General features: G+C 60.4%; 22 protein-coding genes. 15 read left to right on the top strand and 7 right to left on the bottom strand.

What is annotated here, in order from left to right; genetic code table 11:
• Positions 1–16: 16 nt before the first annotated feature.
• The gene (locus tag H8K11_00145) at positions 17–877 is read left to right on the top strand and encodes a hypothetical protein (GenBank protein ID MCS6262141.1); all 861 of its coding nucleotides are present in this window, start codon (positions 17–19) and stop codon (positions 875–877) included.
• A gap of 185 nt (positions 878–1,062) precedes the next feature.
• Here the strand turns inward: H8K11_00145 and H8K11_00140 are convergent, their stop codons facing one another.
• Entirely contained in the window at positions 1,063–1,821 is a 759-nt protein-coding gene (locus tag H8K11_00140) for an MBL fold metallo-hydrolase (GenBank protein MCS6262140.1), read from the bottom strand.
• Positions 1,818–2,276 (bottom strand): MarR family transcriptional regulator, encoded by a 459-nt coding sequence (locus H8K11_00135; protein MCS6262139.1) that lies wholly within the window; start codon positions 2,274–2,276, stop codon positions 1,818–1,820. The genes H8K11_00140 and H8K11_00135 overlap by 4 nt, the downstream gene beginning before the upstream one ends.
• A gap of 100 nt (positions 2,277–2,376) precedes the next feature.
• Here H8K11_00135 and H8K11_00130 point away from each other — a divergent pair, with 100 nt between their 5' ends.
• Positions 2,377–3,009, top strand: a complete 633-nt coding sequence (locus tag H8K11_00130) for a HEAT repeat domain-containing protein (GenBank protein ID MCS6262138.1) — start codon at positions 2,377–2,379, stop codon at positions 3,007–3,009.
• A gap of 36 nt (positions 3,010–3,045) precedes the next feature.
• On the opposite strand, the gene H8K11_00125 is transcribed toward H8K11_00130, so the two are convergent.
• The gene (locus tag H8K11_00125; protein ID MCS6262137.1) at positions 3,046–3,879 is read right to left on the bottom strand and encodes a metallophosphoesterase; all 834 of its coding nucleotides are present in this window, start codon (positions 3,877–3,879) and stop codon (positions 3,046–3,048) included.
• The gene (locus H8K11_00120) at positions 3,876–4,541 is read right to left on the bottom strand and encodes a hypothetical protein (protein ID MCS6262136.1); all 666 of its coding nucleotides are present in this window, start codon (positions 4,539–4,541) and stop codon (positions 3,876–3,878) included. Before H8K11_00120 ends, H8K11_00125 begins: the two co-directional genes overlap by 4 nt.
• A gap of 121 nt (positions 4,542–4,662) precedes the next feature.
• Between H8K11_00120 and H8K11_00115 the strand changes: the two genes are divergently transcribed.
• From H8K11_00115 to H8K11_00105, 3 genes are all read left to right on the top strand, one after another.
• Positions 4,663–5,715: a tRNA pseudouridine(13) synthase TruD gene (locus H8K11_00115; protein ID MCS6262135.1), complete on the top strand. Its 1,053-nt coding sequence runs from the start codon at positions 4,663–4,665 to the stop codon at positions 5,713–5,715.
• A gap of 106 nt (positions 5,716–5,821) precedes the next feature.
• On the top strand, positions 5,822–7,066 hold the full coding sequence (locus tag H8K11_00110; protein ID MCS6262134.1) for a TIGR00300 family protein: 1,245 nt from the start codon (positions 5,822–5,824) through the stop codon (positions 7,064–7,066).
• The gene (locus H8K11_00105; protein MCS6262133.1) at positions 7,063–7,863 is read left to right on the top strand and encodes a hypothetical protein; all 801 of its coding nucleotides are present in this window, start codon (positions 7,063–7,065) and stop codon (positions 7,861–7,863) included. The genes H8K11_00110 and H8K11_00105 overlap by 4 nt, the downstream gene beginning before the upstream one ends.
• A gap of 84 nt (positions 7,864–7,947) precedes the next feature.
• Here H8K11_00105 and H8K11_00100 read toward each other — a convergent pair whose 3' ends face one another.
• The gene (locus H8K11_00100; GenBank protein MCS6262132.1) at positions 7,948–8,307 is read right to left on the bottom strand and encodes a zinc ribbon domain-containing protein; all 360 of its coding nucleotides are present in this window, start codon (positions 8,305–8,307) and stop codon (positions 7,948–7,950) included.
• Positions 8,308–8,488: 181 nt separating this feature from the next.
• On the opposite strand from H8K11_00100, the gene H8K11_00095 reads away from it, so the two are divergent.
• Together H8K11_00095 and larB are read left to right on the top strand one after the other, a co-directional pair.
• Positions 8,489–9,514 carry an NAD(P)-dependent glycerol-3-phosphate dehydrogenase gene (locus tag H8K11_00095; GenBank protein ID MCS6262131.1) on the top strand — a complete coding sequence of 342 codons (1,026 nt, stop codon included), beginning with the start codon at positions 8,489–8,491 and terminating at the stop codon, positions 9,512–9,514.
• The gene (gene larB, locus H8K11_00090) at positions 9,511–10,272 is read left to right on the top strand and encodes a nickel pincer cofactor biosynthesis protein LarB (protein ID MCS6262130.1); all 762 of its coding nucleotides are present in this window, start codon (positions 9,511–9,513) and stop codon (positions 10,270–10,272) included. Before H8K11_00095 ends, larB begins: the two co-directional genes overlap by 4 nt.
• A gap of 58 nt (positions 10,273–10,330) precedes the next feature.
• On the opposite strand, the gene H8K11_00085 is transcribed toward larB, so the two are convergent.
• Entirely contained in the window at positions 10,331–10,852 is a 522-nt protein-coding gene (locus H8K11_00085) for a DUF2846 domain-containing protein (protein MCS6262129.1), read from the bottom strand.
• Between the two features lie 115 nt (positions 10,853–10,967).
• Complete coding sequence (locus H8K11_00080) at positions 10,968–11,540, bottom strand: hypothetical protein (GenBank protein MCS6262128.1); 573 nt, start codon at positions 11,538–11,540, stop codon at positions 10,968–10,970.
• A 169-nt stretch (positions 11,541–11,709) separates the two neighbouring features.
• Here H8K11_00080 and larC point away from each other — a divergent pair, with 169 nt between their 5' ends.
• The 8 genes from larC to H8K11_00040 all read left to right on the top strand — a co-directional run bounded on the left by larC (position 11,710) and on the right by H8K11_00040 (position 20,410).
• Positions 11,710–12,918, top strand: coding sequence for a nickel pincer cofactor biosynthesis protein LarC (gene larC, locus H8K11_00075; GenBank protein MCS6262127.1), 1,209 nt, complete (start codon positions 11,710–11,712; stop codon positions 12,916–12,918).
• 58 nt (positions 12,919–12,976) lie between these two features.
• Complete coding sequence (locus tag H8K11_00070) at positions 12,977–13,990, top strand: sodium:calcium antiporter (GenBank protein ID MCS6262126.1); 1,014 nt, start codon at positions 12,977–12,979, stop codon at positions 13,988–13,990.
• Positions 13,974–15,023, top strand: a complete 1,050-nt coding sequence (gene pdxA, locus H8K11_00065) for a 4-hydroxythreonine-4-phosphate dehydrogenase PdxA (protein ID MCS6262125.1) — start codon at positions 13,974–13,976, stop codon at positions 15,021–15,023. Before H8K11_00070 ends, pdxA begins: the two co-directional genes overlap by 17 nt.
• 20 nt (positions 15,024–15,043) lie before the next feature.
• A complete protein-coding gene (locus tag H8K11_00060; protein ID MCS6262124.1) occupies positions 15,044–15,364 on the top strand; it encodes a hypothetical protein in 321 nt (106 codons plus the stop codon).
• Positions 15,339–16,184, top strand: coding sequence for a ribosomal RNA small subunit methyltransferase A (rsmA, locus tag H8K11_00055; protein MCS6262123.1), 846 nt, complete (start codon positions 15,339–15,341; stop codon positions 16,182–16,184). Before H8K11_00060 ends, rsmA begins: the two co-directional genes overlap by 26 nt.
• Before the next feature lie 99 nt (positions 16,185–16,283).
• On the top strand, positions 16,284–18,719 hold the full coding sequence (locus tag H8K11_00050) for a DNA translocase FtsK (GenBank protein MCS6262122.1): 2,436 nt from the start codon (positions 16,284–16,286) through the stop codon (positions 18,717–18,719).
• Positions 18,716–19,438 (top strand): outer membrane lipoprotein carrier protein LolA, encoded by a 723-nt coding sequence (locus H8K11_00045; GenBank protein ID MCS6262121.1) that lies wholly within the window; start codon positions 18,716–18,718, stop codon positions 19,436–19,438. The genes H8K11_00050 and H8K11_00045 overlap by 4 nt, the downstream gene beginning before the upstream one ends.
• A 210-nt stretch (positions 19,439–19,648) precedes the next feature.
• Positions 19,649–20,410, top strand: a complete 762-nt coding sequence (locus H8K11_00040; GenBank protein ID MCS6262120.1) for a 2OG-Fe(II) oxygenase — start codon at positions 19,649–19,651, stop codon at positions 20,408–20,410.
• Positions 20,411–20,461: the final 51 nt, after the last annotated feature.

Below are 20,461 nucleotides of genomic sequence, written 5' to 3'. Positions count from 1 at the left end.
ACAGCGGAGACCTTCCATGATCGTGAATGAAAGCCAAATCCGCGCTTTGATTCGACTCCTCGGCGATGAGGACGAACGGATCGTCAAGACGATCAGCGGCAAGCTCATCGATTTCGGCGCCTCCGCCGTGCCGCTCTTGCAGGAAGCGGAAATCGAGCAGCCGGAGATGGCCGATCGTATCGTCACGGTGCTGGAGGAAATCCGCGGGAGCAGGCTGGAAGAGGAGCTCCGAGATCTCATCGCTCTTCCGGAAGATCATATCGATCTTGAAACGGGGGCCTTCCTGTTGGCGCGGTATGCCTATCCGACCCTTGACGTCCAAAGGTATCAGCGGCAGTTGGATCGCATGGCCCAGGAGGTGCGGGAGCAGATCGGATCCCGGGTCTCGGGGGAGGAGACGGTCAAGGCGCTCAACCGCTACCTGTTTACCGAAGCGGGTTTTCGAGGTAACACCAAGAACTACTATGAGGTCGAAAACAGCTATCTCAACTGTGTGATGGACCGGCGAACGGGAATCCCGATCAGCCTGTCAACCGTGTATCTGCTCATTGGAAAGCGGTTGCACCTGCCGGTGCAGGGGATCGGTATGCCGGGCCACTTCCTCGTCAAGTTCGACTCCGATCGCTACAAGATCTTCATCGATTGTTTCAACGGGGGCGCGCTGCTGACGGAAAAAAACTGTGCCCGTTTTCTGACGGAAGCCGGCTACGGCTTCGAAGACCGGTTTCTCCAGAAGAGTCCGACTCGCGCGATTCTCGCCCGCATGATCAAGAACCTACTCGCCATCTACAACAAACTCGATGAGCCGCTGAAGAAGACCCGTCTGCCGCGCTTCATTGAAATACTGGGATGTGAACAACGAGAAGAAGGGCTGTAGCAGGATGCTCAAAAAGGCCTCCAGCTGCGTTCTCGCTTCGTTCAGATCCTCAACGTACCGCAGGGGTACGCCTCGAATCTTCATTCGCTGCGGCCTTGCTGGACGGGCATTTTGAGCATCCTGCTCGTCTGTTCCCGCCAGCGAGCCTCTTGCATGTTCTAGAACGAACCACCGACGGTTCCTAGCTAAGCTTTGAGCTTGAGCAGGTCCCGCGCCATCCGGATGCGTCCCGAGAAGTAGTTACCCGCCTGTGCGCAGACGTCATACCGTTCCGCAATCGGATAAAAATGGGACAGCACGAGTTGGTTGATGCCGGCTTCCTGCGCTACGCGGCCGCAGAGCCCGGCGTGGAGATGTCCTGCGCCCGGGCGGTTTTCCGGAAAGGAACAGTCCAGGATGGCGAGATCTGCCTCGTGGCAGAGACGGACCAGGTTGTCGCAATAGAGGGAATCTCCCGAGTAGGTGACGGCATGGCCCTGGTATTCGATGCGGTAGCCTACGCAATGCAGTCGGGGCGCATGGGTCACGGTCCCGGGTTTGATTCGGGTCTCCCCGAGGCGGAAGCTGCGATCGGAGACCTCTCGAATCGTGACGCGAAACGGAGCGCGGTTGAAGCTCGGGAATGTCGTCATCATCGCGCGCATCAACTTGGCGGTGCCATGCGGACCGATCAGGGTCAACGGAGGTCTGGTGCCTCCCTGGTACTTGCAGAAGATGACGGCATCGAAGAAGAAGGGAATGAAGTCGGCGAAGTGGTCGGCGTGGAAATGAGAAAACAAAATGTGTGTAATCCGGTGCCGATCGACACCGCTGGTGATCAAGTTGCTGAGCGTGCGCGGTCCGAAATCGAGGAGAAGCGTCTGGTCGGTCTGAACCAGGTACCCGGCCGCAGCGCGTGTCGGGTGAACGTTTGTGCCTGAGCCCAGCACCGTGACCCGGATCATGCCGTCGGCTTCTCCTGAAAGCTCCGGTGGAGGCGGAGGAGCAGCATGCGCAATTGTTCGGCTTCTGTCGTCGTGAGCGCCCGTTCGAAGAACGGGCGTATAAATGCGATGTGGGCCGCAAATGTTTTCTTGAACAGGCGGTCGCCTTTCTCGGTCAGGCAGATGCGCGTGCTTCGCCGGTCATCGGCGACCGGCGTACGCCGGATCAACCCCTTATCCTCCAAGCGATCCAGCACGCCGGTCAGCGTCCCCTTCGTCACCAGGGTGGCCGTAGACAGTTCGGCGCAGGTCAATCCTTTGGTATCGCCCAATGTGGCAATCACGTCGAATTGCGACGGGGTGAGTTTCAACGAACGCACGTGACGGCTATCCGTGCGCCAAAAGGCGAGGTAGGTCTCGACCAACGGGCGCAGGACTTTGAGGTGCGGGTCGTCCTTGAGGTCGGGTAATTCCATTGCGCGCGCAGCCTAATCACCCCATCGTCGGCTGTCAAGAGTCAGCCGACGAAGGTTGCGTTGACGCCGCACAGATTGTCCCCCTATCATGTCGCCTGCCATGCCTCGTCACGCGCAATCCGGCCAAGCCAATCTGACCACGATTCTCCTCCTGCTGGGGCTTGTGGTGTCCGGTGTCTGGGTGTGGAAGCGGTTGTCCCCGGACATGCAGGACCTCATCATCGACCAGGCGCTACCCCTGGCAGCCTTCTCGCTTGCGGTACTGGCGGCGGTGTGGATCCTCATAGGAAAGATCATCAAACGCCGGCGCCGGAACCAGCAGCGGGCACGGCTGATCAAGCTGTTCGAGAGCCAGACCTCCTCCGAGAAACGACTGAAGCTGGCATTCGCGGTGATCGAGGTGAACCAATACCGGCGAGTCGGGCTCGAGTCGATTGCGTCCCAGCTCCAGGAATTATTTGTGACGACCCTCAAGCGGGCGTTGGGAGACAAACAACATCAGGTACGGGGAATGGCGGCAAGCCACCTGGGAGTGATCGGCGACGACGCGGCGGTGGCCCATCTCCTGGCGGCCTTGGAAGATGACCATGCCTATGTGCGATCCAGCGCGGCATTGGGACTCGGTCGGTTGCGGGCCACTGCGGCCAAGGACAAGTTGGCCTATGTCAGCAAGGAAGACTGGGATCAAACGGTGCGGAGTCGGGCACGCGAGGCGTTGGAGCGTATTCGATGAGAAGCCGCAGAGCTGGCGGGGCAGATGATCGAACGATTACGCGGCCCATTCGAGCAGCACGATTTCAGGCGGGCAATTCAAGCGCATGGGGATGACCGACCATCCGATCCCACGGTTCACGTAGAGCCGGTGGGTGCCTTTGGTATACATGCCGTTTGTCCGTCCATGGCAGCCCGGCGGCAACCAGAACGTGGGAATGGAGGGGATTCGCCACTGCCCGGCATGGCTGTGTCCGCAGAGGGTCAAGTCCACGTGGTGTTCAGGTGCGAGCTGGTCCAGGATATTCGGCGCATGCGCCAGCACGAGAGTGAATCGTCCCGGCCGCGGTGAGGGAATGCAACGGAGATCCGCACGGTGCAGTGACGGATCGTCAAGCCCGACGATGGCCAGTTCCCCTGTGTCCATCGGCAGGAACGTGACTTGGTTGAGCAGGAGCGTGACCTTGCGTCGGTCGAATTGCTCGGTAAATTCGTCCACCCGGATGCCACTGTAGTGGTCGTGATTCCCGAGCGTGACGAAAACCGGGGCAAGGCGACGGAGTTCCGTCAGGAAGCGAAGCATATGCGGCAGACCGTCGCGGACATTCAGGAGGTCGCCGGTGATAAAGATCCAATCCGGCTTGAGGTCGGCCACAGCGCGGACGAGCGCACGATGTCGAGGGCGGTAACGGTCAAGATGCAGGTCGCTGAGATGCACGGCTCGCCGTCCCGCCAGCGGAGCATGGACGAGGGGGAGGCGGGTGATGGCCGGTGCAGACAGCCCGATTTCAACCCCCGGCATCACATTGAACAGATGATGAAAGGGGCGGCTCAGCCAGTGGCCGATCCAGACGCGCGTCAGCTCCTGCCACCGCATGAGGGTCGAGATCATTCCATCACTCGACTCAGGTGAGCTTTGTCTGCGGTGGTGACGCGGTAGCCCTGGTCGTACAGTTTGCCCATGCCGGTCATGAGCGCTTCCATACCCCGGGCTTCGTGCAGGGAGTCGAAGCTCGAGGTGAGGGAACGCAGATGGGCATCCGTTCCGAGCGACGGCTCAGAGGCCAGGTTCAGCGCCGTGAGCATGTCGTGGAGTTCCCGGGCGCTGTAGGTCGCATTATCGTCGCCGTCGCCCACCAGGGCGAACTCGTAAAAGGTCAGGCTCAGTGAGAGAAACGCCTGCGTGCGCTGGAAGTCGCTGCGAACGGCATCGATCCCATCCGGGTAGCGTGTACGGCAGTCGGAGCCTTCCTGCTCTGAAGAATCGGCAAAGATCCATGGTGACGTTGTCTGTCGGCTCCAGGCAATGTTCTGCACGGCGGGCGGAGCCGGCTTGTGCCGCTGCTGCTTGTAAAACCAGGTCATGCATTGACTGGCTACGGCAAAGGCCTGCTTGTCGGTGTCGGCCTGACGGTGGATGTGCTCGGTGAATCGGGCGAAGATATCGATGCCGTTCATCCGGGTCGCGGCCATGGATGAGGAGGCGAAGCCGGCCGTCAGCGCGCAGCACAGCAGCCAGACGGCGCAGTAGATATGACTAAATCGCATCGACATCGGAATCGTCTACAGATCATTGCAGGAGTCGTGGACGGCCTCACTCGAGTATAACACGGGTCGTCCCTGTGCCTACCCAAATGTCAGCAATGGTGCCCGATGAGGCACGAGAAGGAAACCTATGCCGCCTCCGTCCTGGCTCGATGACACGGTGCCCTATTTGACGGCCTCGATTCCCGCACTCGGCGGCCGGATCCGCAGTACTCCGGATGATTTTTGCGTGGAGGAACGCCCCCTTTATCTACCTTGCGGGGAGGGTGAGCATCTGTATATCCGGGTGAAAAAGCGTGGGCTGTCCACGCCGGATCTCGTCTTGCGGCTGGCCTCCCAACTCCACGTCAAAGCCCAAACTGTCGGGGTGGCGGGGTTGAAGGATGCGCAGGCCGTGACGACGCAACTGCTGTCGTTGCAAGGAGTCAAGGCGGAAACCGTTGCGGCACTCCCCATCGACGACCGGTTGCTGACGCTGGAAATCCTGGGGCGCCACCGCAACCGGCTTCGTAAGGGGCATCATGCGGGCAATCAGTTCCGTCTGGTGATCCGGGATGTGCGGGAACGCAGCGAAGATGATCTGCAAGAGTTGTTTGATGAATTGGTGAGGCGGGGCGTCCCGAACTATTTCGGTCCACAACGGCAAGGGCGATCGGGGACGAATTTTCAGTTGGGTGCCGAGTTGCTGCAGGACGCGGCGCGTCGGAACAAGATGCCTCGCAACAAACGTATCTGGTTCATGAATGCCTATCAGTCCCATGTGTTCAATCGCATCGTCGCCAAACGGATTGAGAGCATCGACCGGGTGTTTCTAGGCGACTGGGCGATGAAGTCGGAGAACGGCGCCTGTTTTCCTGTGGAGCAGCCGGAGGTCGAGCAGCCGCGTGCCGACCGGTTTGAGATCAGTCCGACCGGACCACTCTTCGGCTCCCGCGCACCCTGGGCGACGGGAGTCCCAGGCGACATTGAACAGGCCGTGGCGGCTGAGCTGGGCACCACGCCGGAACTCCTGTCGAAGGCCGGCGCCGAATGTGGATTCCGTGGCGAGCGGCGAGCACTGCGCGTCCGCCTCAACGACCTGTCCTGGTCCCTGGAGGGTACGGTGTTGACCCTTGGCTTCTGGCTCCCTCCCGGTTCCTACGCCACGAGCGTCTTGCGTGAAGTGGTCAAGAAAAACGACTGACCCTCGCGCCTCATTCCTCCCGGCAGATGGTAGAATTCATAGAGTCAGGCATGTTCCCGTCGGGCGCCTTGCGCTCCACGCGGGCATGAGTCGTGAGAGGTCCGTCATGACCGCATCGCAAGAGACCGTGTTCCTGCAGGGGCACATCATCGATTCATTGATTCTGGCCAAAGTTCTGGACACGATCCTGATGATGGGCGGCACCTTCGATCTGCAGGACGTGAAGATCGGCGCGACCAGGGATGCCTCCTCCCAGGCGCGGATTGTCGTGCGAGCCCCCTCCGGCCGCCTGTTGGCCGAGATTCTCAGGGCCATTCAACCTCACGGCGCCGCCATTGAGCGTGAAGCGGACTGTCGCTTTGAGCCGGCACCGGCTCCGGGAGTGTTTCCCGAACAGTTCTATGCGACGACCCATCTGCCGACCCAGATTCGTCTCGACGGCGAGTGGGTAGAGGTGGAGGGCATGGAAATGGACCTTGGCATTTGTGTGGATCCGGCCAAGGCCCGCGCCAGGACCGTTCCCATGGGGGCGGTGACAGCCGGCGACCTCATCGTGACCGGGCGGGAGGGAATCAGGGTCACACCCCTCGCTCGTCCTGTCGAGCGTGACGTGTTCGGATTTATGGAATCGCTGGTCTCATCGGAGCGGCCCCATCACCCCGTCATCGCCGATATTGCGCAGCGCATGCAGAAGTTGCGCGAATGGCATCGCGAAGGTCGTCCCGGGGCCAAGGTGCTCTTTGCGGGTGGCCCGGCGATCGTGCATGCCGGGGGGCGGGAGGCCCTGGCCTGGTTGATCGAGTCCGGGTACGTACAGGTGTTGTTCTGCGGCAATGCCTTGGCTGCGCACGATATGGAAGCCGCGCTTTACGGCACGTCGCTCGGGTATGGGCTGACGGCCGGCCGCTCTGTCCCGCACGGGCATGAGCATCACCTGCGCACCATCAATCGCATTCGTACCATCGGCAGCATCGAGCAGGCGGTGCGGTCGGGCGTCATCACCGGCGGAATCATGGCGGCCTCTGTGCGGTGCGATGTGAAGCTGGTCATGGCGGGCACCATTCGAGACGACGGCCCCTTGCCCGGTGTACTCACGGACTCCATGGCGGCGCAGCAGGCCATGCGCGCGGAAATTCCAGGGGTCGGACTTGCCCTGCTGGTTGCATCCACGCTGCATGCGGTCGCGACCGGCAATTTATTGCCCGCCACGGTGCCCACGGTCTGCGTCGATGTGAACCCGGCGGTGCCGACAAAATTGGCCGACCGTGGCAGTTTTCAAGCCGTCGGCCTCGTCATGGATGCCGCCTCCTTTCTCACCGAACTCGCACGTGAACTCGGGTGGCGTCCATGAGTCGCCTGCTCGTGTGCCCTCCAGATTATTTTCAGATCGACTACGAGATCAATCCCTGGATGCGGCGGGAAAACGGTGTGGATCCGGCGCGTGCCGTCCGGCAATGGCAGGCGCTGATGACCGTGCTGGAGCAGGAGGTCGGTGTCGGGGTGGAGCGCATGCAGCCTGTTCAGGGGCTGCCGGATCTGGTGTTTACAGCCAATGCGGGAGTGGTCGTCGGTCGTCGCGCACTGGTGAGCCGCTTTCGCTACCCGGAGCGACAGCAGGAGGAAGCGCACTTTGCGCGATGGTTCCGTGAGCGCGGCTATGAAGTATTGACGCTCGACCCGTCCCTGTATTTCGAAGGCGCCGGCGATCTGCTGGGATTTCCGGATACCTGGTTCGGCGGTTATCGCCAACGGTCTGATATCCGCGCGTTTCCGAAGTTAAGCGAGATATTCGAGCGGGAAATCATTCCGCTTGAGTTGATCGACAGCCGGTTCTACCATCTGGATACCTGCTTTTGTCCGCTCAGCGGCGGCGATCTCCTCTATCTTCCCTCGGCTTTCGATGCGTACGGCCGGGCCGCCATTGCGGAACGGGTCACGGAAGATCGTCGGCTCGCAGTGCCTGAAGAGGAAGCGCTCAGATTTGCCTGCAATGCGGTCTGCGTCGGTAAACAGGTTGTGATCCCGGCCGGTTGCCCTTTCACGACGAAGCTCTTGGAAGATCGAGGCTATCGCACCCATCCTGTCCAACTGGACGAATTCATGAAGTCGGGCGGCGCAGCCAAATGCCTGACTCTCGCCCTGGACTAGCCCGGATTATTCATGAATCCCTGCTCCGTCGGCCGATCCTTTCGTCCGGCGAGCGGTTCTCGTTCTCCCTCCTCGACGGACCGGCTACCGTTTTTCGCGAAAGAGAAACGACAGGTATAGTCCTGCGATGGCGGTCGTGGTGAGCTCAATTGTGAGCAACAGCCGGCTGACGATGGCATCCGGTTGCGGCGGGGAGAGAATGAAATGAAATCCGAGGAAGGCAGCCGGTTGCGAGGGCGGCGTTTCCCAGGGGGGCATCACGAGCGAGACGATCAGGACCGTGACCATGCCATAAAGAATGTTCAGATTCAGTTGTTCTCTGGCGGAGTCGGGAGCGGGTGACGCGCCGGGTCGGTCGGCGCTGCCCGCAACACTCGCACCGCACTGAGTGCAGTAGCGGTTGATTTCCGGCAAGGCACGTCCGCAGGCAGGACAGGGTTTCATGACCGTCGTTCCAGATGGAGCCTGCAGCCTAACGCGGCAGCGGCAGAATTTCCAGTGGCGAGAGAGGGGATCGTTTCGTTGACAGCTTTCAAAGCCCCTTCCTATAATCCGCCTCCATGAAGTCCGCGTACTACATTCCGACTATCGGCGCGCTCGACCAGGTCATGCTGGTGGGGCAGTGATGGAGCAGCCGGCCATCAAGCATGTGGCAGTGATCGGCGCCGGGGCCTGGGGGACGGCGTTGGCCCGGCATCTGGCTGAAAAACAGATTCCTGTCTGCCTCTGGGCCCATGAACCGGAGGTCGTCCAGGCGATCCAGCTCAGGCGTGAAAATACCGTGTACCTTCCGGGCGTGTTGCTTCCGCCGACCCTCTCCGTCACGAATGTCTTAGCCGACGCCATCGCGGGCGCTGATTGCCTGATTTTTGCGGTGCCCTCGCATGTGGCGAGAACGGTGCTGAGCCGGATTGCCGTCTTGCTGCCGCAGCCCATTCCGCTGGTCAGTGCGACCAAGGGGATCGAGGAAGAGACGCTAGCGCTCGTGACGCAGGTCATGCAGGCGGTGCTGCCTGCGCATATGCAGGGTTCGTTGTTGGTCCTGTCAGGACCGAGTTTTGCCAGTGAGGTCAGCCGAGGGAAACCGACGGCGCTCTGTCTTGCCGGGCAGGATGCCGGTGTCGTCAAGGCGATCCAGGCGCTGTTCATGACGCCGAACTTTCGCGTCTATGCGGACGATGACTTGATCGGCGTGCAACTCGGCGGTGCCCTGAAAAACGTGATGGCCCTGGCTGCCGGTGTCGTCGATGGGCTCGAACTCGGGCATAACGCCCGCGCGGCGCTTATCACCCGCGGCCTGGCCGAAATGATCCGGCTGGGTGTCGCGATGGGCGCCGATCCACGGACCTTCTATGGTCTCTCAGGGGTCGGAGATCTCATTCTGACCTGCACCGGGCCCTTGAGCCGCAATCATTCGGTCGGGGTGCGGTTGGGAAAAGGCGAACGGTTGGAGGGCATTCTCGCGAGCATGCAGGCCGTGGCGGAAGGCGTGCGCACGGCGAAGGCGGCGCTGGATCTCGCCCTGCGCTGTGGTGTGGATATGCCGATCGTGCAGGAAGTAAATGCCGTGCTCTTTGCCGACAAGTCCTGTCGCCAGGCGGTCGGTGATCTCATGGAGCGCGAAGCCAAGGGGGAGAAGAGCCTGTCATGAATCAGGACCAGCTGCAGGCGTTGCTCACGAAGGTTCAGCAGGGCGCTCTTGCGGTGCCGGACGCGCTTCACCGGCTACGAACCCTGCCGTATGAAAACTTAGGATTTGCCTCGCTCGATCACCATCGCGCGCTGCGCCAGGGGTTTCCGGAAGTCATTTTTTGCGAAGGCAAGACGGTATCACAAGTGGTGGCCATCGCGAAGACGCTCTTGCGGAAGAACAACGCGTTGCTGGCGACGCGGGTGGAACCCTCGGTTGCGCGGGCGCTCCTGCGCGTGAGCAAACGGGCGGTCTACCATGAAGCGGCGCGGGTCGTCGCCATTGCGCCGCCCAAGTTGAAGCGCCGGGGATCCGTGTTGATCGTCACCGCCGGCACCGCCGATATTCCCGTGGCGGAGGAAGCGCGGGTGACGGCCGATATCATGGGGAGCAAGACCGACACGTTGTACGATGTGGGAGTGGCCGGCTTGCATCGGCTGCTGGGGCAACAGGAGCGCTTGCATGATGCGCGGGCGCTCGTCGTGGTGGCCGGCATGGACGGCGTGCTTCCAAGCGTGGTCGGCGGACTGGTGCGGCAACCGGTGATTGCGGTGCCGACAAGCCGGGGCTATGGCGCGCACTTCGGCGGGTTGGCCGCCTTGTTGACCATGTTGAATTCCTGCGCAGCCGGAGTCGGAGTGATGAACATCGACAACGGCTTCGGCGCCGGTTGTCTCGCACATCGAATCAACATGGTGGGGGAGACAGATGGTGAGTGATCTGCAGCTTCACGGCTAAAGGCTTATGCCGGAGCTGTTTTGCGGCTAGTAGCCCATGCTACAGGCCTGGCGGCATCGGCTCAATCTCTTCTTCCCTTGGGGCAACATAGTGCAGAGGCCATATTTCGGTAATTTGATCCGGATGTCTCCCAACCGAAAGACGTGCTTTCACGGTGGTCAACACACCCCCCGCAGGCAGGAAAACGGCATGAATCCTCGTTGAGGGATCGATCTTTACAAAGAGGGTTTGATTGCCCTGCACGTCAAGCCGTATGTTTTCTGAGGAAATACCCAATTCAGGTGACCAGGTAACGGATAGCCAATATCCTCCTGGTTCCAGGCTCGTCCATGTGAACTCTTCTGAAGCGAGATTACACACCTCTTTGTTGTTGATCAGCACCGTGCCTTTACGCAGTCTCGGGGGCGAGTCGGTTCGATAGATGTAAATAGCTGTCCTTTGAGGATCCGGTTTCGGTGCATCTTTGAAGGGGATTTTTGAAAAACAGCCGGATAGGGTCAAGGCAGACAAGCAGAAGGCCAACCAAGTCTTGCCTGACACCTCGAGATGTGTATTGATCATTCAGCCGGTTTCCTCAAAGCGACTTTTGAAGACAGCTTGCGATGGCTGCGGATGATGGCGGAAAGTTGATGAGGGTATGGTTTGCTGTAGTGATGACGTGTAGCCACAGGACACGCTAGTTTTTCACCACAAACTTGCCGCGTTTGGGCCACGACAACATCTGCGTGCGTTGGCCTTTCTCACCGTTGCTCAGTAATTTGACCCGCACTTCATATTCATAGAACCCGACCGGCACCTGCTGCTTGTTGTGGTCCAGCCCGTCCCACTCCAGATCCACCTGCACATGTTTCTGTGGCGTGTCTCCGGCGGCGCTGGTCGCTGTCTGCGCATGTTCATTCACCGGCTGCCGGATCGAGAGGAAGCGGAGTGAGGTCATGGATGAGGAGGTGACCAGGGCGGACACCTCCAGCATCAATTGTTCATCGACTTCCTTGGGCAGCTGCACGGTCGCGATGAAATGAAAAGGCCCGTCCTGCGGGCGATAGGGCATCGGCGCGGCATGCAGCGAGAGAATTTTCAGGTCCGGCTCCGGTCGCGGGACGCTGCTTTTGCCCTTGGTTTTGGCCGACGCCTCCAGGGGATGTCCTCCGAGCAGAAACGCTGCGCTGAGGAGAAGCAGCAGGCTGAGTCGTACGGCACGCCATGCGCGAAGGGCAATCGTAGAGCTGAATGGTGTGGCAGTGGTCATGGTGTTGAAGTCGCAGCGTGTGGGCCGGTGGTTCGATGGAATGCGTCTCTTGATTGGGGATAACACAGCATCGAAGGGCTGTCAATGAACGAGCGGAATGATTGCTGTCTGGATGCGGCTCCGGTAAGATGCCGCTCGCTCGCATTGGATGATGAATCGTAGGAGTGACGTGGCCACACATCTTCATTTCGACTGTTTCTCCGGCATCAGCGGCGACATGACCTTGGGCGCGCTGGTCGATGCGGGATTGCCGTTTAAAGATCTCGTGCGCGGGCTGGCCTTGTTGCGGATCGAGGGGTTTCGCCTGACGCGGAAACGGGTCGAGCGCGGGGCCCTCACGGCCACCAAAGTCGATGTGCTCGTCGAGAAGGGCTTTCGCGCGCCGTTAACCCTGGCGCAGATCAAGCGGATTCTACTGAAGAGTGGCCTGCCCCCGGCGGTGAAAGAACGGAGTCAGGCCGTATTCGATGTGCTGGCTCACGCCGAGGGGAAAGCCCATGGTGTCGAACCCTCACATGTGCATTTCCACGAAGTCGGCGTGATGGATTCGTTTGTCGATGTGGTGGGCGGGGTCCTGGGGCTCCATCTCCTGGGGGTGCAGCGTGTGACGGCCTCTGCGATCAATGTGGGATCGGGCACCCTCATGTCGGCACACGGATCGTTGCCGGTGCCCGGACCGGCCGTGGCCGCGCTCGCGGTCGGCCTGCCCATCTATGCCGGAGGGCCGCAGCGGGAACTGGCGACTCCGACCGGAGTGGCGCTGGTGCGAACTCTGGCGACAGAATTCCGTTGCTTGCCTCCTATGCAGGTGCGCCGGGTGGGGTATGGGGCGGGAACCGCCGATCCGGCGCATTGGCCGAATGTGTTACGTGTGTTCGTCGGTGAAGAACCGGCTGCTGCAGGTTCGGTGGAAACCATCGTTGAACTTCAGACGAACATCGACGACTTGAATCCGCAGGTCTACGAGACCGTGTTCGATCGGGTGTTTGCTGCGGGAGCCGTGGATGCGACCTTGGCACCGGTCACGATGAAAAAGGGCCGGCCCGGGAATGTCCTCTCCGTGCTCGCTCCCCAGGAGAAGGTGGAGGCTGTGCTGGCCGTGTTGTTCGCCGACACGACGGCGCTCGGGGTCAGGACCCATGAGGTGCAGCGACGGGTGTTGCCACGACGATTTGTCCCGGTACAGGTCCACGGCCACGAGGTGTCTATCAAGGTGGCGGACTCCCAGCCGGGTCGGAGCAAAGCCGCTCCTGAGTATGAGGATTGTAAACGGATTGCCGAACAGAGCGGCCGTCCGGTGAAAGACATTTTAGAAGAGGCCATGCAGGTCTATCGGCGTACGGGAGGACATGTGAAAAGGGGAAAAAAGAGCAGGTGACCACAAAAACTGCCGCGGTTGTCTTCTTGTGTGACGTGTCTTCCTCGCGAGGCCTCCAGTGACGATCCTGCTCTATGTGGGATTGTTTGTGGCCTCGGTCGTCATCACCCTCGCCGGGTGCCACCTGTTTACGAACGGCATTGAATGGCTCGGCAAGCGTCTCAACATTTCTGAAGGCGCGGTCGGGAGCGTCTTCGCGGCGGTCGGGACGACCCTTCCGGAGACGTCGATTCCGATCATTGCGATTTTTTTCGGGGCCGGGCGAGAGCAGATGGAGGTCGGCCTGGGCGCCATTCTCGGGGCGCCGTTCATGCTCAGCACGCTGGTGCTGCCGATTCTGGCGTTGTTGTTGTTGCTCTACGCGAAGCTCGGTAAGCGGACGGCGACCTTTAAGCTGAACTACGGCGAAGTCCGCGTGGATATCAGCTTCTTTCTCATCAGTTATGCGCTCGCCTTGACCTGCGCGGTCATCCCATCCAAGCTCTTTCACGTGGTAGTTGCGGTCGTGCTGTTGGGCATGTACGTCTATTACATGAAGCTCAAGTTCTCGGCCGAAGACGAAGAAGGTGAGGGGGGTGGTGAACTGGAGCCACTGTTGTTCGCCCGCCGGTCCTCCCGTCCGTCGTATCTGGTGATCGGCGCACAGGGAATCGTGGGTCTGTTGGGTCTGGTCGGTGGAGCCCATCTGTTCGTGACGGCCGCGAATTCCATTTCAGCGGAAATGCAGGTCTCTCCGCTCATCCTCGCGTTGCTGATCGCTCCGCTGGCGACTGAGTTGCCGGAGATGTCGAACAGCTTTCTCTGGTTGTACCGGAAGAAGGATCGGCTGGCGGTCGGAAATGTCACCGGGGCGATGGTGTTTCAGGGCTCGATTCCCGTCTCTGTCGGGTTGCTGGGCACTGAATGGACGTTAGGCACGACGGCGCTGGCGACCATGGTGCTCGCTGTAGTCGCCATGGGCTTGAGTTTGCTGCAAGCAATCTTATCCGGGCATTGGCGGCCCTGGTTGCTCAGCGGTAGTGCGCTGCTGTACCTTGGGTACACACTGTTCTTGTATGCACATGGCTCTTAAACGTACGACGAAATCAGCGCGTCCTGTTCTGGGTCTCACGATGGGAGATCCGGCCGGGATTGGACCGGAAGTCATCGCCAAAGCCTTGGCCGATAAGGCGCTGACCCGACTCTGCACTCCCGTTGTCATCGGCTCCCGTCCGGTCATGGAGCGGACGATCGCCTGGTTGAAATTGCCCTTGCAGGTGGTGGACTTCAATCCGGCGAATGGCCAGCGGTTGAAGGCCGGGCAGGTGGCCGTGGCGGACCCGCTGGAAAGTCCGTTGCCGAAATTTCGCATGGGCGCCGCCACCGCGATGACCGGTGCGGCCTCCATCGCATTCATTAAGGAAGCGGTGACGCTGGCGCAGGCGGGGAGCCTGGGCGGGATCGTCACGGCCCCGATCAACAAAGAAGCCATGAACATGGCGGGTTTTCACTACCCGGGGCATACGGAATTGCTCGCAGATCTTACGAAGACCACAGAGTTCGGCATGATGATTGTCGGCGGGCCGCTCAAAATCATGTTCACGACCACCCATGTGGCGATCAATGCCTTGTCTCCGCTGCTGACGACGGAGCGGATCAGCAAGGCTATCCGCCTCGCGCATCTCGGGTTGACGAAATATTTCGGTATTGCGCGTCCCAGGATCGGCGTGGCGGCGTTGAATCCGCACGCAGGAGAGCATGGTCTGTTCGGCAACGAGGAATCGACCAGCATCGCACCGGCCGTCAAGCTGGCCAGGGCGGCGGGTATCAAGGCCAGTGATCCGCTTCCGGCGGATACCCTGTTCGGGAAGGCCGCCCGGGGCGACTACGACGGGGTAGTGGCGATGTATCATGATCAGGGGCTCATTCCTCTGAAGCTGGTCGCATTCGGAACCTGCGTGAACCTGACCGTCGGGCTGCCGATTATCCGGACCTCGGTGGATCATGGAACGGCCTACGACATTGCCGGCAAAGGGGTGGCCGAGCATGGGAGTCTGTTGGAGGCCGTGAAGGTGGCGGCCCGCCTGGCTAAATCCTGGTCACCGGCGACCAAAACGTCCCGATAGGAAAGAAGGGGAATACGTCCATGGCAGAGATAGGCCTTTCCGCGGCGACGATGATTGATCAGCAGGTGAAGGAATTGGATGCGATCGCGACAAGGACCATTCAAGATTTCAACACCACCTTGGGTACTGAACGCATGGGGCAGTGGAAGCTCCGCACGGTGGCTCTGCTCCAGCAGCATGCCGGACAGAGCGCGGCCGATGAGCTGGCGCGAAAAAAGCCCGGTATGTCGTTCACCAACGATTTGATCGAAGAGTTCACCGACGAGGTGGAAAGTTATCGCTCCTACCTCGTGACGCTTGCCAAACGCATTCGGGCTGCGGCCCCTCCGGCCGCCGGCTAGGCGGTCGCGCGGTATTATGGCGTCCACTCTTCCCCCAGCCCTGAAACGGCTCGGTCAGAATTTCCTCATCGATCCGAACATAATCCGCAAGATCGTGTCCCTGGCGAAGCTGGGCCCGGAGGATCCTGTCTTGGAGATCGGACCGGGGCGGGGCGCCCTGACCGCTGGTTTGTGCGCCGAAGCGGGACGCGTCATTGCCGTTGAGATCGATCCACAGTTGCAGCCTCATCTGCAGGAGACTCTCGGGCATTGCCGAAACCTGGACCTTCGGATCGGGGACGCGCTCGCCTTTCCCTTCGAAACCTTGCCGCCGCGCACGGTGGTGGTGGCGAACCTTCCCTATTATGTCTCGACACCGATTCTCTTCGCGTTGCTCGATGCACGGGCCCGTCTCGATCGTCTGGTGCTCATGCTGCAGACGGAAGTGGCGCTCAGATTGGCGGCCAAGCCGAACAGCGAGGACTATGGAGTGCTGTCGGTGTTGACCCAGGAGGCGGCAGAGGTGGAGGTAGCCTTTCGCGTGTCTGCGAATTGTTTCCGTCCCCGTCCGACCGTCGGATCGGCGGTGGTGCACCTTCGGATCAAGACGCAGGAAGGGTTTGAGCCGGTCCGGTACGAACGGTTCCGTCGGTTGGTGCGCGCGTCGTTCGCCCATCGCCGCAAGACCCTGGTGAATTCCTTGCGTGATGAAGGCTACCTTCCCGAACAGATTGCGCGGGCGACTGCGGAAGCCGGCGTGCCGCCGCAAGCCCGGGCCGAGATGCTCACGCTCGACGACTACCGCACACTGGCGCGCGCATTCGATCGCGAGTCGATCTGACTCCAGTCTCTGCGAGCGTGAACGGACGCGGCGTCATCGGCTTGCGCAACATTCCCCGTTTGTTTGAAAAGGCGTTTTCCCTGTGCTACGATCCGCCGCATGGGTGTATCCACCACGGCAAAGCGCGGTGACGCCCGCTCAGCCCCTTCCCGTTCCTCTCATGTGAAGCGCGAAGTGATCGGGGTTCTCCTGATCGCCGCCGGTCTCCTGATCCTGCTCAGTCTGGTGTCGTTCGTTCCCGGCGACGCCAAATCGATGGCGGCATCCGGAGCAGCCGGCAATCAGCCCAAAAACATGATCGGGTCGGTGGGCGCGCTGACGGCGGCCGCTTGTTTTTTCATGGTCGGCGGAGCCGCCTACCTCTTTCCCATTCTTCTCGGACTGCTCGGCGCGCGGTGCTTTACGCCGATCCCTCTCACCATGCGACTCAGAAACGCCGGCAGCGGTCTGGCGGCCATGGTGTTCCTGAGTGCCCTGTTGCATTTGGAAGTGACGGCGGTGCCCACGATTTCCAGCGGCTGGGTGAATCGCGGTCTGGCCGGCGGGATCATCGGGCAGGTGTTGGCCGACGGAGTTCGAAGTTATTTTGCCACGACCGGCGCGCATATCGTGATCCTCACCGGCTTGATGGTGGCGCTCCTGTTTACGGTGCCGCTGTCGCTGACGGCGCTGCTGCAGCGAGTGCCGGACTGGTGGGCGGCCGCGCGCGAGCGAATGGACGGGCTGGTGCCGGAGTGGCCGACGAAGCAGGAGGAGGCGCAGCCCAAGCGAGTCCGTGAGAAGAAGGCGCGTGCTCCGCGCGAGGTTGAGGAGCAGGACTTCGATCGCGAAGTGCAGGTGGTTGCCGAGGCAGTGGAGCAGATTCCAGTTCCTGTCATTCCGCCTAAGATTCAGCCTCCGATGAAAGTGGAAAAACGTGCGGTCTCGGCGGACGAACCGGCGGCGACCGTCGCGACGAGTCCCTCCGTGTCCGACGGGTACGTGCTGCCTGATCCGCAGGAATTGTTGAGCGATCCCTCCGGTCCGCTTGCCCGTCTGAGCGATGATGAGTTGAAACTGCAGTCCGAAATTCTGACCAAGGCGCTGAAAAGTTTTGCGATCGAAGGGCGAGTGACGGAGGTGCGACCGGGTCCGGTCGTGACGATGTACGAGTTCGAGCCCGCGCCGGGGACGAAGGTCGCACGGATCGTGAATCTTGCCGATGACCTGGCCCTGGCGCTCAAAGCCATCAGCTTGCGGATCGTGGCGCCGTTGCCCGGGAAGTCGGTCGTCGGGATTGAAGTGCCGAATCCCCATCGCGAAATGGTGTCCATGAAGGAAGTCGTCACCAGCGACGCCTTCTCGCGCTCACGCTCCAAATTGGGTCTCGCGCTCGGGAAAGACATTTTCGGCGGTGCGGTCTGTGCAGATCTGAGAACGATGCCGCACTTGCTGGTTGCCGGCGCGACCGGAGCCGGCAAGAGTGTGGGATTAAATACGATGTTGTTGAGCATTCTGTTCAACGCCCGCCCCGACGAAGTAAAACTGCTGCTCATCGATCCGAAAATGCTGGAGTTCCAAAGTTACGACGGCATTCCGCATTTGCTCCGTCCCGTGATTACCGATCCCAAATCGGCGGCGCGCGGATTGGGGTGGGTGGTTCAGGAAATGGAGCGGCGCTACAAGCTGCTGGCTGATGCGGGGGTGCGCAGTATCGATGCGTACAACCGGCGTATCTCAGAAGTGCAAGGGGCCGTGTCGGATGTCTGGCAATCCGGCAAGCCTGAGCAGGTCGAACTGACGTTTCTGTCCGAAGAAGAACGTCTCTCCAAGGGAGAGGATGCGGAGCCTGCCGGCGACAATGGGCCGACCGATTCGGTGAAGCCAAGCCCGCCGGAGCCCCTGCCCTACATCATGGTCATGATCGACGAGCTGGCGGATTTGATGATGGTGGCCCCGAAAGATGTGGAAGATAAGATTGCGCGTCTGGCCCAAATGGCGCGCGCTTCCGGGATTCATCTCGTGTTGGCGACTCAAAGGCCGTCGGTCGATGTGTTGACCGGTCTGATCAAAGCCAACTTTCCGGCGCGTATCGCGTTTCAAGTCTCGTCCAAGACCGACTCGCGCACGATTCTGGATGCCAACGGCGCCGAGGCGCTGCTCGGTCGCGGCGATATGTTGTACCTTGCGTCGGGGACCGGGAAGCTGATGCGGATTCACGGGTCCTATGTGTCGGACGATGATGTGCGGCGGGTGGTCGAATTCGTCAAGAAGCAGGCGTTGCCCTCCTACTGCCGGGAACTCCAATCCCTCAAGATCGAAGAGGCGGAAGAGGAGCAAGCCAAGGACGAAGTCTACGAACAGGCCAAGGATCTGGTATTGTCCACCGGCCAGGCTTCTGCCTCCTTGATTCAACGGCGTCTCCGCGTCGGGTATCCACGGGCGGCACGCATGATCGAACAGATGGAAGCGGAAGGTGTGGTCGGAGCAGCGGGCCGGGACGGGCGTCGAGAGGTACTGGGACGCCGTGGGCCGGTCGGTGGAGATGAGGCATGATGCGGATATTCTTAATCGTTGCGGTGCTGCTCATGAGCGGAATTCAGGCCGTGGCTCAACCGTTGAAGCCCGATGAGCCGGCGGTAGACCTCCAGATTCTGAAGGAAGTCCAGGAAGTGGTAAAGAACATTCAGGCGCGGTACGAGAAAACCAAGGACTTGCAGGCCTCGTTCACGCAAAAAACCAGGATCGAAGGATTTTCGACGCCCGTAATTTCGACCGGACATTTCTATATCAAAAAGCCCGGGCGTCTGCGATGGGACTATATCGAACCAGCCACGGAAGAAATTTACGTCAACAAAGACGATGTCAAAATGTACGTGCCGGAGCACAAGCAGGTGCTGGTGGGCAAGCTCACTTATATGGCCGCTTCCCAGGCGCCGCTGCAATTGCTGCAAGGGGTGGCCAAGCTGGATGAAGAGTTCGACATCGAACCGACGGCATACAAGGAACGGGGGGCAGGGGGCATTCTGTTGGTCTCCCTGACTCCGAAGCAGGGGCGGGCCGAACCGGAGCGGGCGATTCAAAAAATCGTGATCGAAGTGCAGCCCAAGACCTACTTCCTCAAGACGATCGCCCTGCATGAGGTCAGCGGCAATATCGCGACCTTTGAGTTTTCAGAGTTGAAGCCGAACAGCGGACTGAAGGACGACCTATTTGATTTCAAGGCCCCGGCCGATGTAGAAATCGTACGGGCGCCGGTGCTGAGCCGACCCTAGCAGGATGGTGAAAAAGTCCACCAGCTTCGTTCTCACATCGCAGAGAACCTCAACGTACCACAACGGTACGCCTCGATTCTCTGCTCGCTGCGGCCTTGCTGGACGGCCTGTTTGACCATCCTGCGAACGAAGGGTTTTTCAGTAGGCCAAGAAACAAACAAGACACAGTGATGACTGGTGAAGCGTCAACCCGGATTTGGCGAGGAAAGCATGAAAGAGGCCTGTGCAAGCAGCGTCACCGAAGCGGTTGAGCGGGCGATTTCGGCCTTGGATCTCGATCGGTTGGAGCGGGAGTATTGGGAGCAGAACGAGTTCCTCTACATTCCCCAGTTTTTGCCGCGCGAGTTTGTCGAAGCCGAGCTCACGTCGCAGGCGCAGGAGCTTAAATCAGGGCTGAACCGCAACTATATTCCCGGGCATAAGAAGGGCGGCAGTGTGAGCTACTATGCCGTGATGGAGAAAGCGCCGCAGTTCATCGACCTGTATCGATCAGACGCCTTCCGGGCCATGCTCAACCGGTTGACCAGGGTGAATCTGCTGCTGTGTCCCGACAACGATCCCCACTCGTGTGCCCTCTATTACTACACGGAAGCCGGCGATCACATCGGGTATCACTACGATACGTCCTATTACAAAGGCGCCCGGTACACCATTCTGATGGGGTTGCTCGATCAGTCCAAGCAGTGCCGCTTAGTCTGCGATCTTTTCAAAGACGTACCGGGGAAGCAGCCGATTCACCGTGAATTGGCGACTGCGCCTGGCGATCTGGTGATCTTTAATGGCGACAAGCTCTGGCACGCCGTGACGCCGCTCGGAGAGCAGGAAGAGCGAATCGTGTTAACCATGGAGTATGTGACGAATCCCGACATGGGCGCGTTCAAGCGCCTGTATTCCAATCTGAAAGATTCCTTCGCTTATTTCGGATTGCGCTCGGTGTTTAAGCGGGCCTACGCTCCTCGCTCACAGTCCTGACATCCTTCGCTGCTGCAAACCTGCCGACCGACTCCTCGCGTGTGTCTTCTC

The sequence above is a fragment of the Nitrospira sp. genome (genome assembly GCA_024998565.1).
Lineage (GTDB): Bacteria > Nitrospirota > Nitrospiria > Nitrospirales > Nitrospiraceae > Nitrospira_A.
This window is presented reverse-complemented; position numbering and strand designations above follow the sequence as displayed.

What these genes read in the sequence shown, in the direction of transcription:
- H8K11_00085 (MCS6262129.1), bottom strand. Translation starts at nt 10,852, where the DNA reads ATGATCAATACACATCTCGAGGTGTCAGGCAAGACTTGGTTGGCCTTC.
- H8K11_00095 (MCS6262131.1), top strand. Translation starts at nt 8,489, where the DNA reads ATGGAGCAGCCGGCCATCAAGCATGTGGCAGTGATCGGCGCCGGGGCC.
- H8K11_00110 (MCS6262134.1), top strand. Translation starts at nt 5,822, where the DNA reads ATGACCGCATCGCAAGAGACCGTGTTCCTGCAGGGGCACATCATCGAT.
- H8K11_00050 (MCS6262122.1), top strand. Translation starts at nt 16,284, where the DNA reads ATGGGTGTATCCACCACGGCAAAGCGCGGTGACGCCCGCTCAGCCCCT.
- H8K11_00060 (MCS6262124.1), top strand. Translation starts at nt 15,044, where the DNA reads ATGGCAGAGATAGGCCTTTCCGCGGCGACGATGATTGATCAGCAGGTG.
- H8K11_00145 (MCS6262141.1), top strand. Translation starts at nt 17, where the DNA reads ATGATCGTGAATGAAAGCCAAATCCGCGCTTTGATTCGACTCCTCGGC.
- H8K11_00130 (MCS6262138.1), top strand. Translation starts at nt 2,377, where the DNA reads ATGCCTCGTCACGCGCAATCCGGCCAAGCCAATCTGACCACGATTCTC.
- H8K11_00100 (MCS6262132.1), bottom strand. Translation starts at nt 8,307, where the DNA reads ATGAAACCCTGTCCTGCCTGCGGACGTGCCTTGCCGGAAATCAACCGC.
- H8K11_00080 (MCS6262128.1), bottom strand. Translation starts at nt 11,540, where the DNA reads ATGACCACTGCCACACCATTCAGCTCTACGATTGCCCTTCGCGCATGG.
- pdxA (MCS6262125.1), top strand. Translation starts at nt 13,974, where the DNA reads ATGCACATGGCTCTTAAACGTACGACGAAATCAGCGCGTCCTGTTCTG.
- larB (MCS6262130.1), top strand. Translation starts at nt 9,511, where the DNA reads ATGAATCAGGACCAGCTGCAGGCGTTGCTCACGAAGGTTCAGCAGGGC.
- H8K11_00105 (MCS6262133.1), top strand. Translation starts at nt 7,063, where the DNA reads ATGAGTCGCCTGCTCGTGTGCCCTCCAGATTATTTTCAGATCGACTAC.
- H8K11_00140 (MCS6262140.1), bottom strand. Translation starts at nt 1,821, where the DNA reads ATGATCCGGGTCACGGTGCTGGGCTCAGGCACAAACGTTCACCCGACA.
- H8K11_00120 (MCS6262136.1), bottom strand. Translation starts at nt 4,541, where the DNA reads ATGTCGATGCGATTTAGTCATATCTACTGCGCCGTCTGGCTGCTGTGC.
- H8K11_00125 (MCS6262137.1), bottom strand. Translation starts at nt 3,879, where the DNA reads ATGATCTCGACCCTCATGCGGTGGCAGGAGCTGACGCGCGTCTGGATC.
- H8K11_00135 (MCS6262139.1), bottom strand. Translation starts at nt 2,276, where the DNA reads ATGGAATTACCCGACCTCAAGGACGACCCGCACCTCAAAGTCCTGCGC.
- H8K11_00040 (MCS6262120.1), top strand. Translation starts at nt 19,649, where the DNA reads ATGAAAGAGGCCTGTGCAAGCAGCGTCACCGAAGCGGTTGAGCGGGCG.
- H8K11_00045 (MCS6262121.1), top strand. Translation starts at nt 18,716, where the DNA reads ATGATGCGGATATTCTTAATCGTTGCGGTGCTGCTCATGAGCGGAATT.
- H8K11_00115 (MCS6262135.1), top strand. Translation starts at nt 4,663, where the DNA reads ATGCCGCCTCCGTCCTGGCTCGATGACACGGTGCCCTATTTGACGGCC.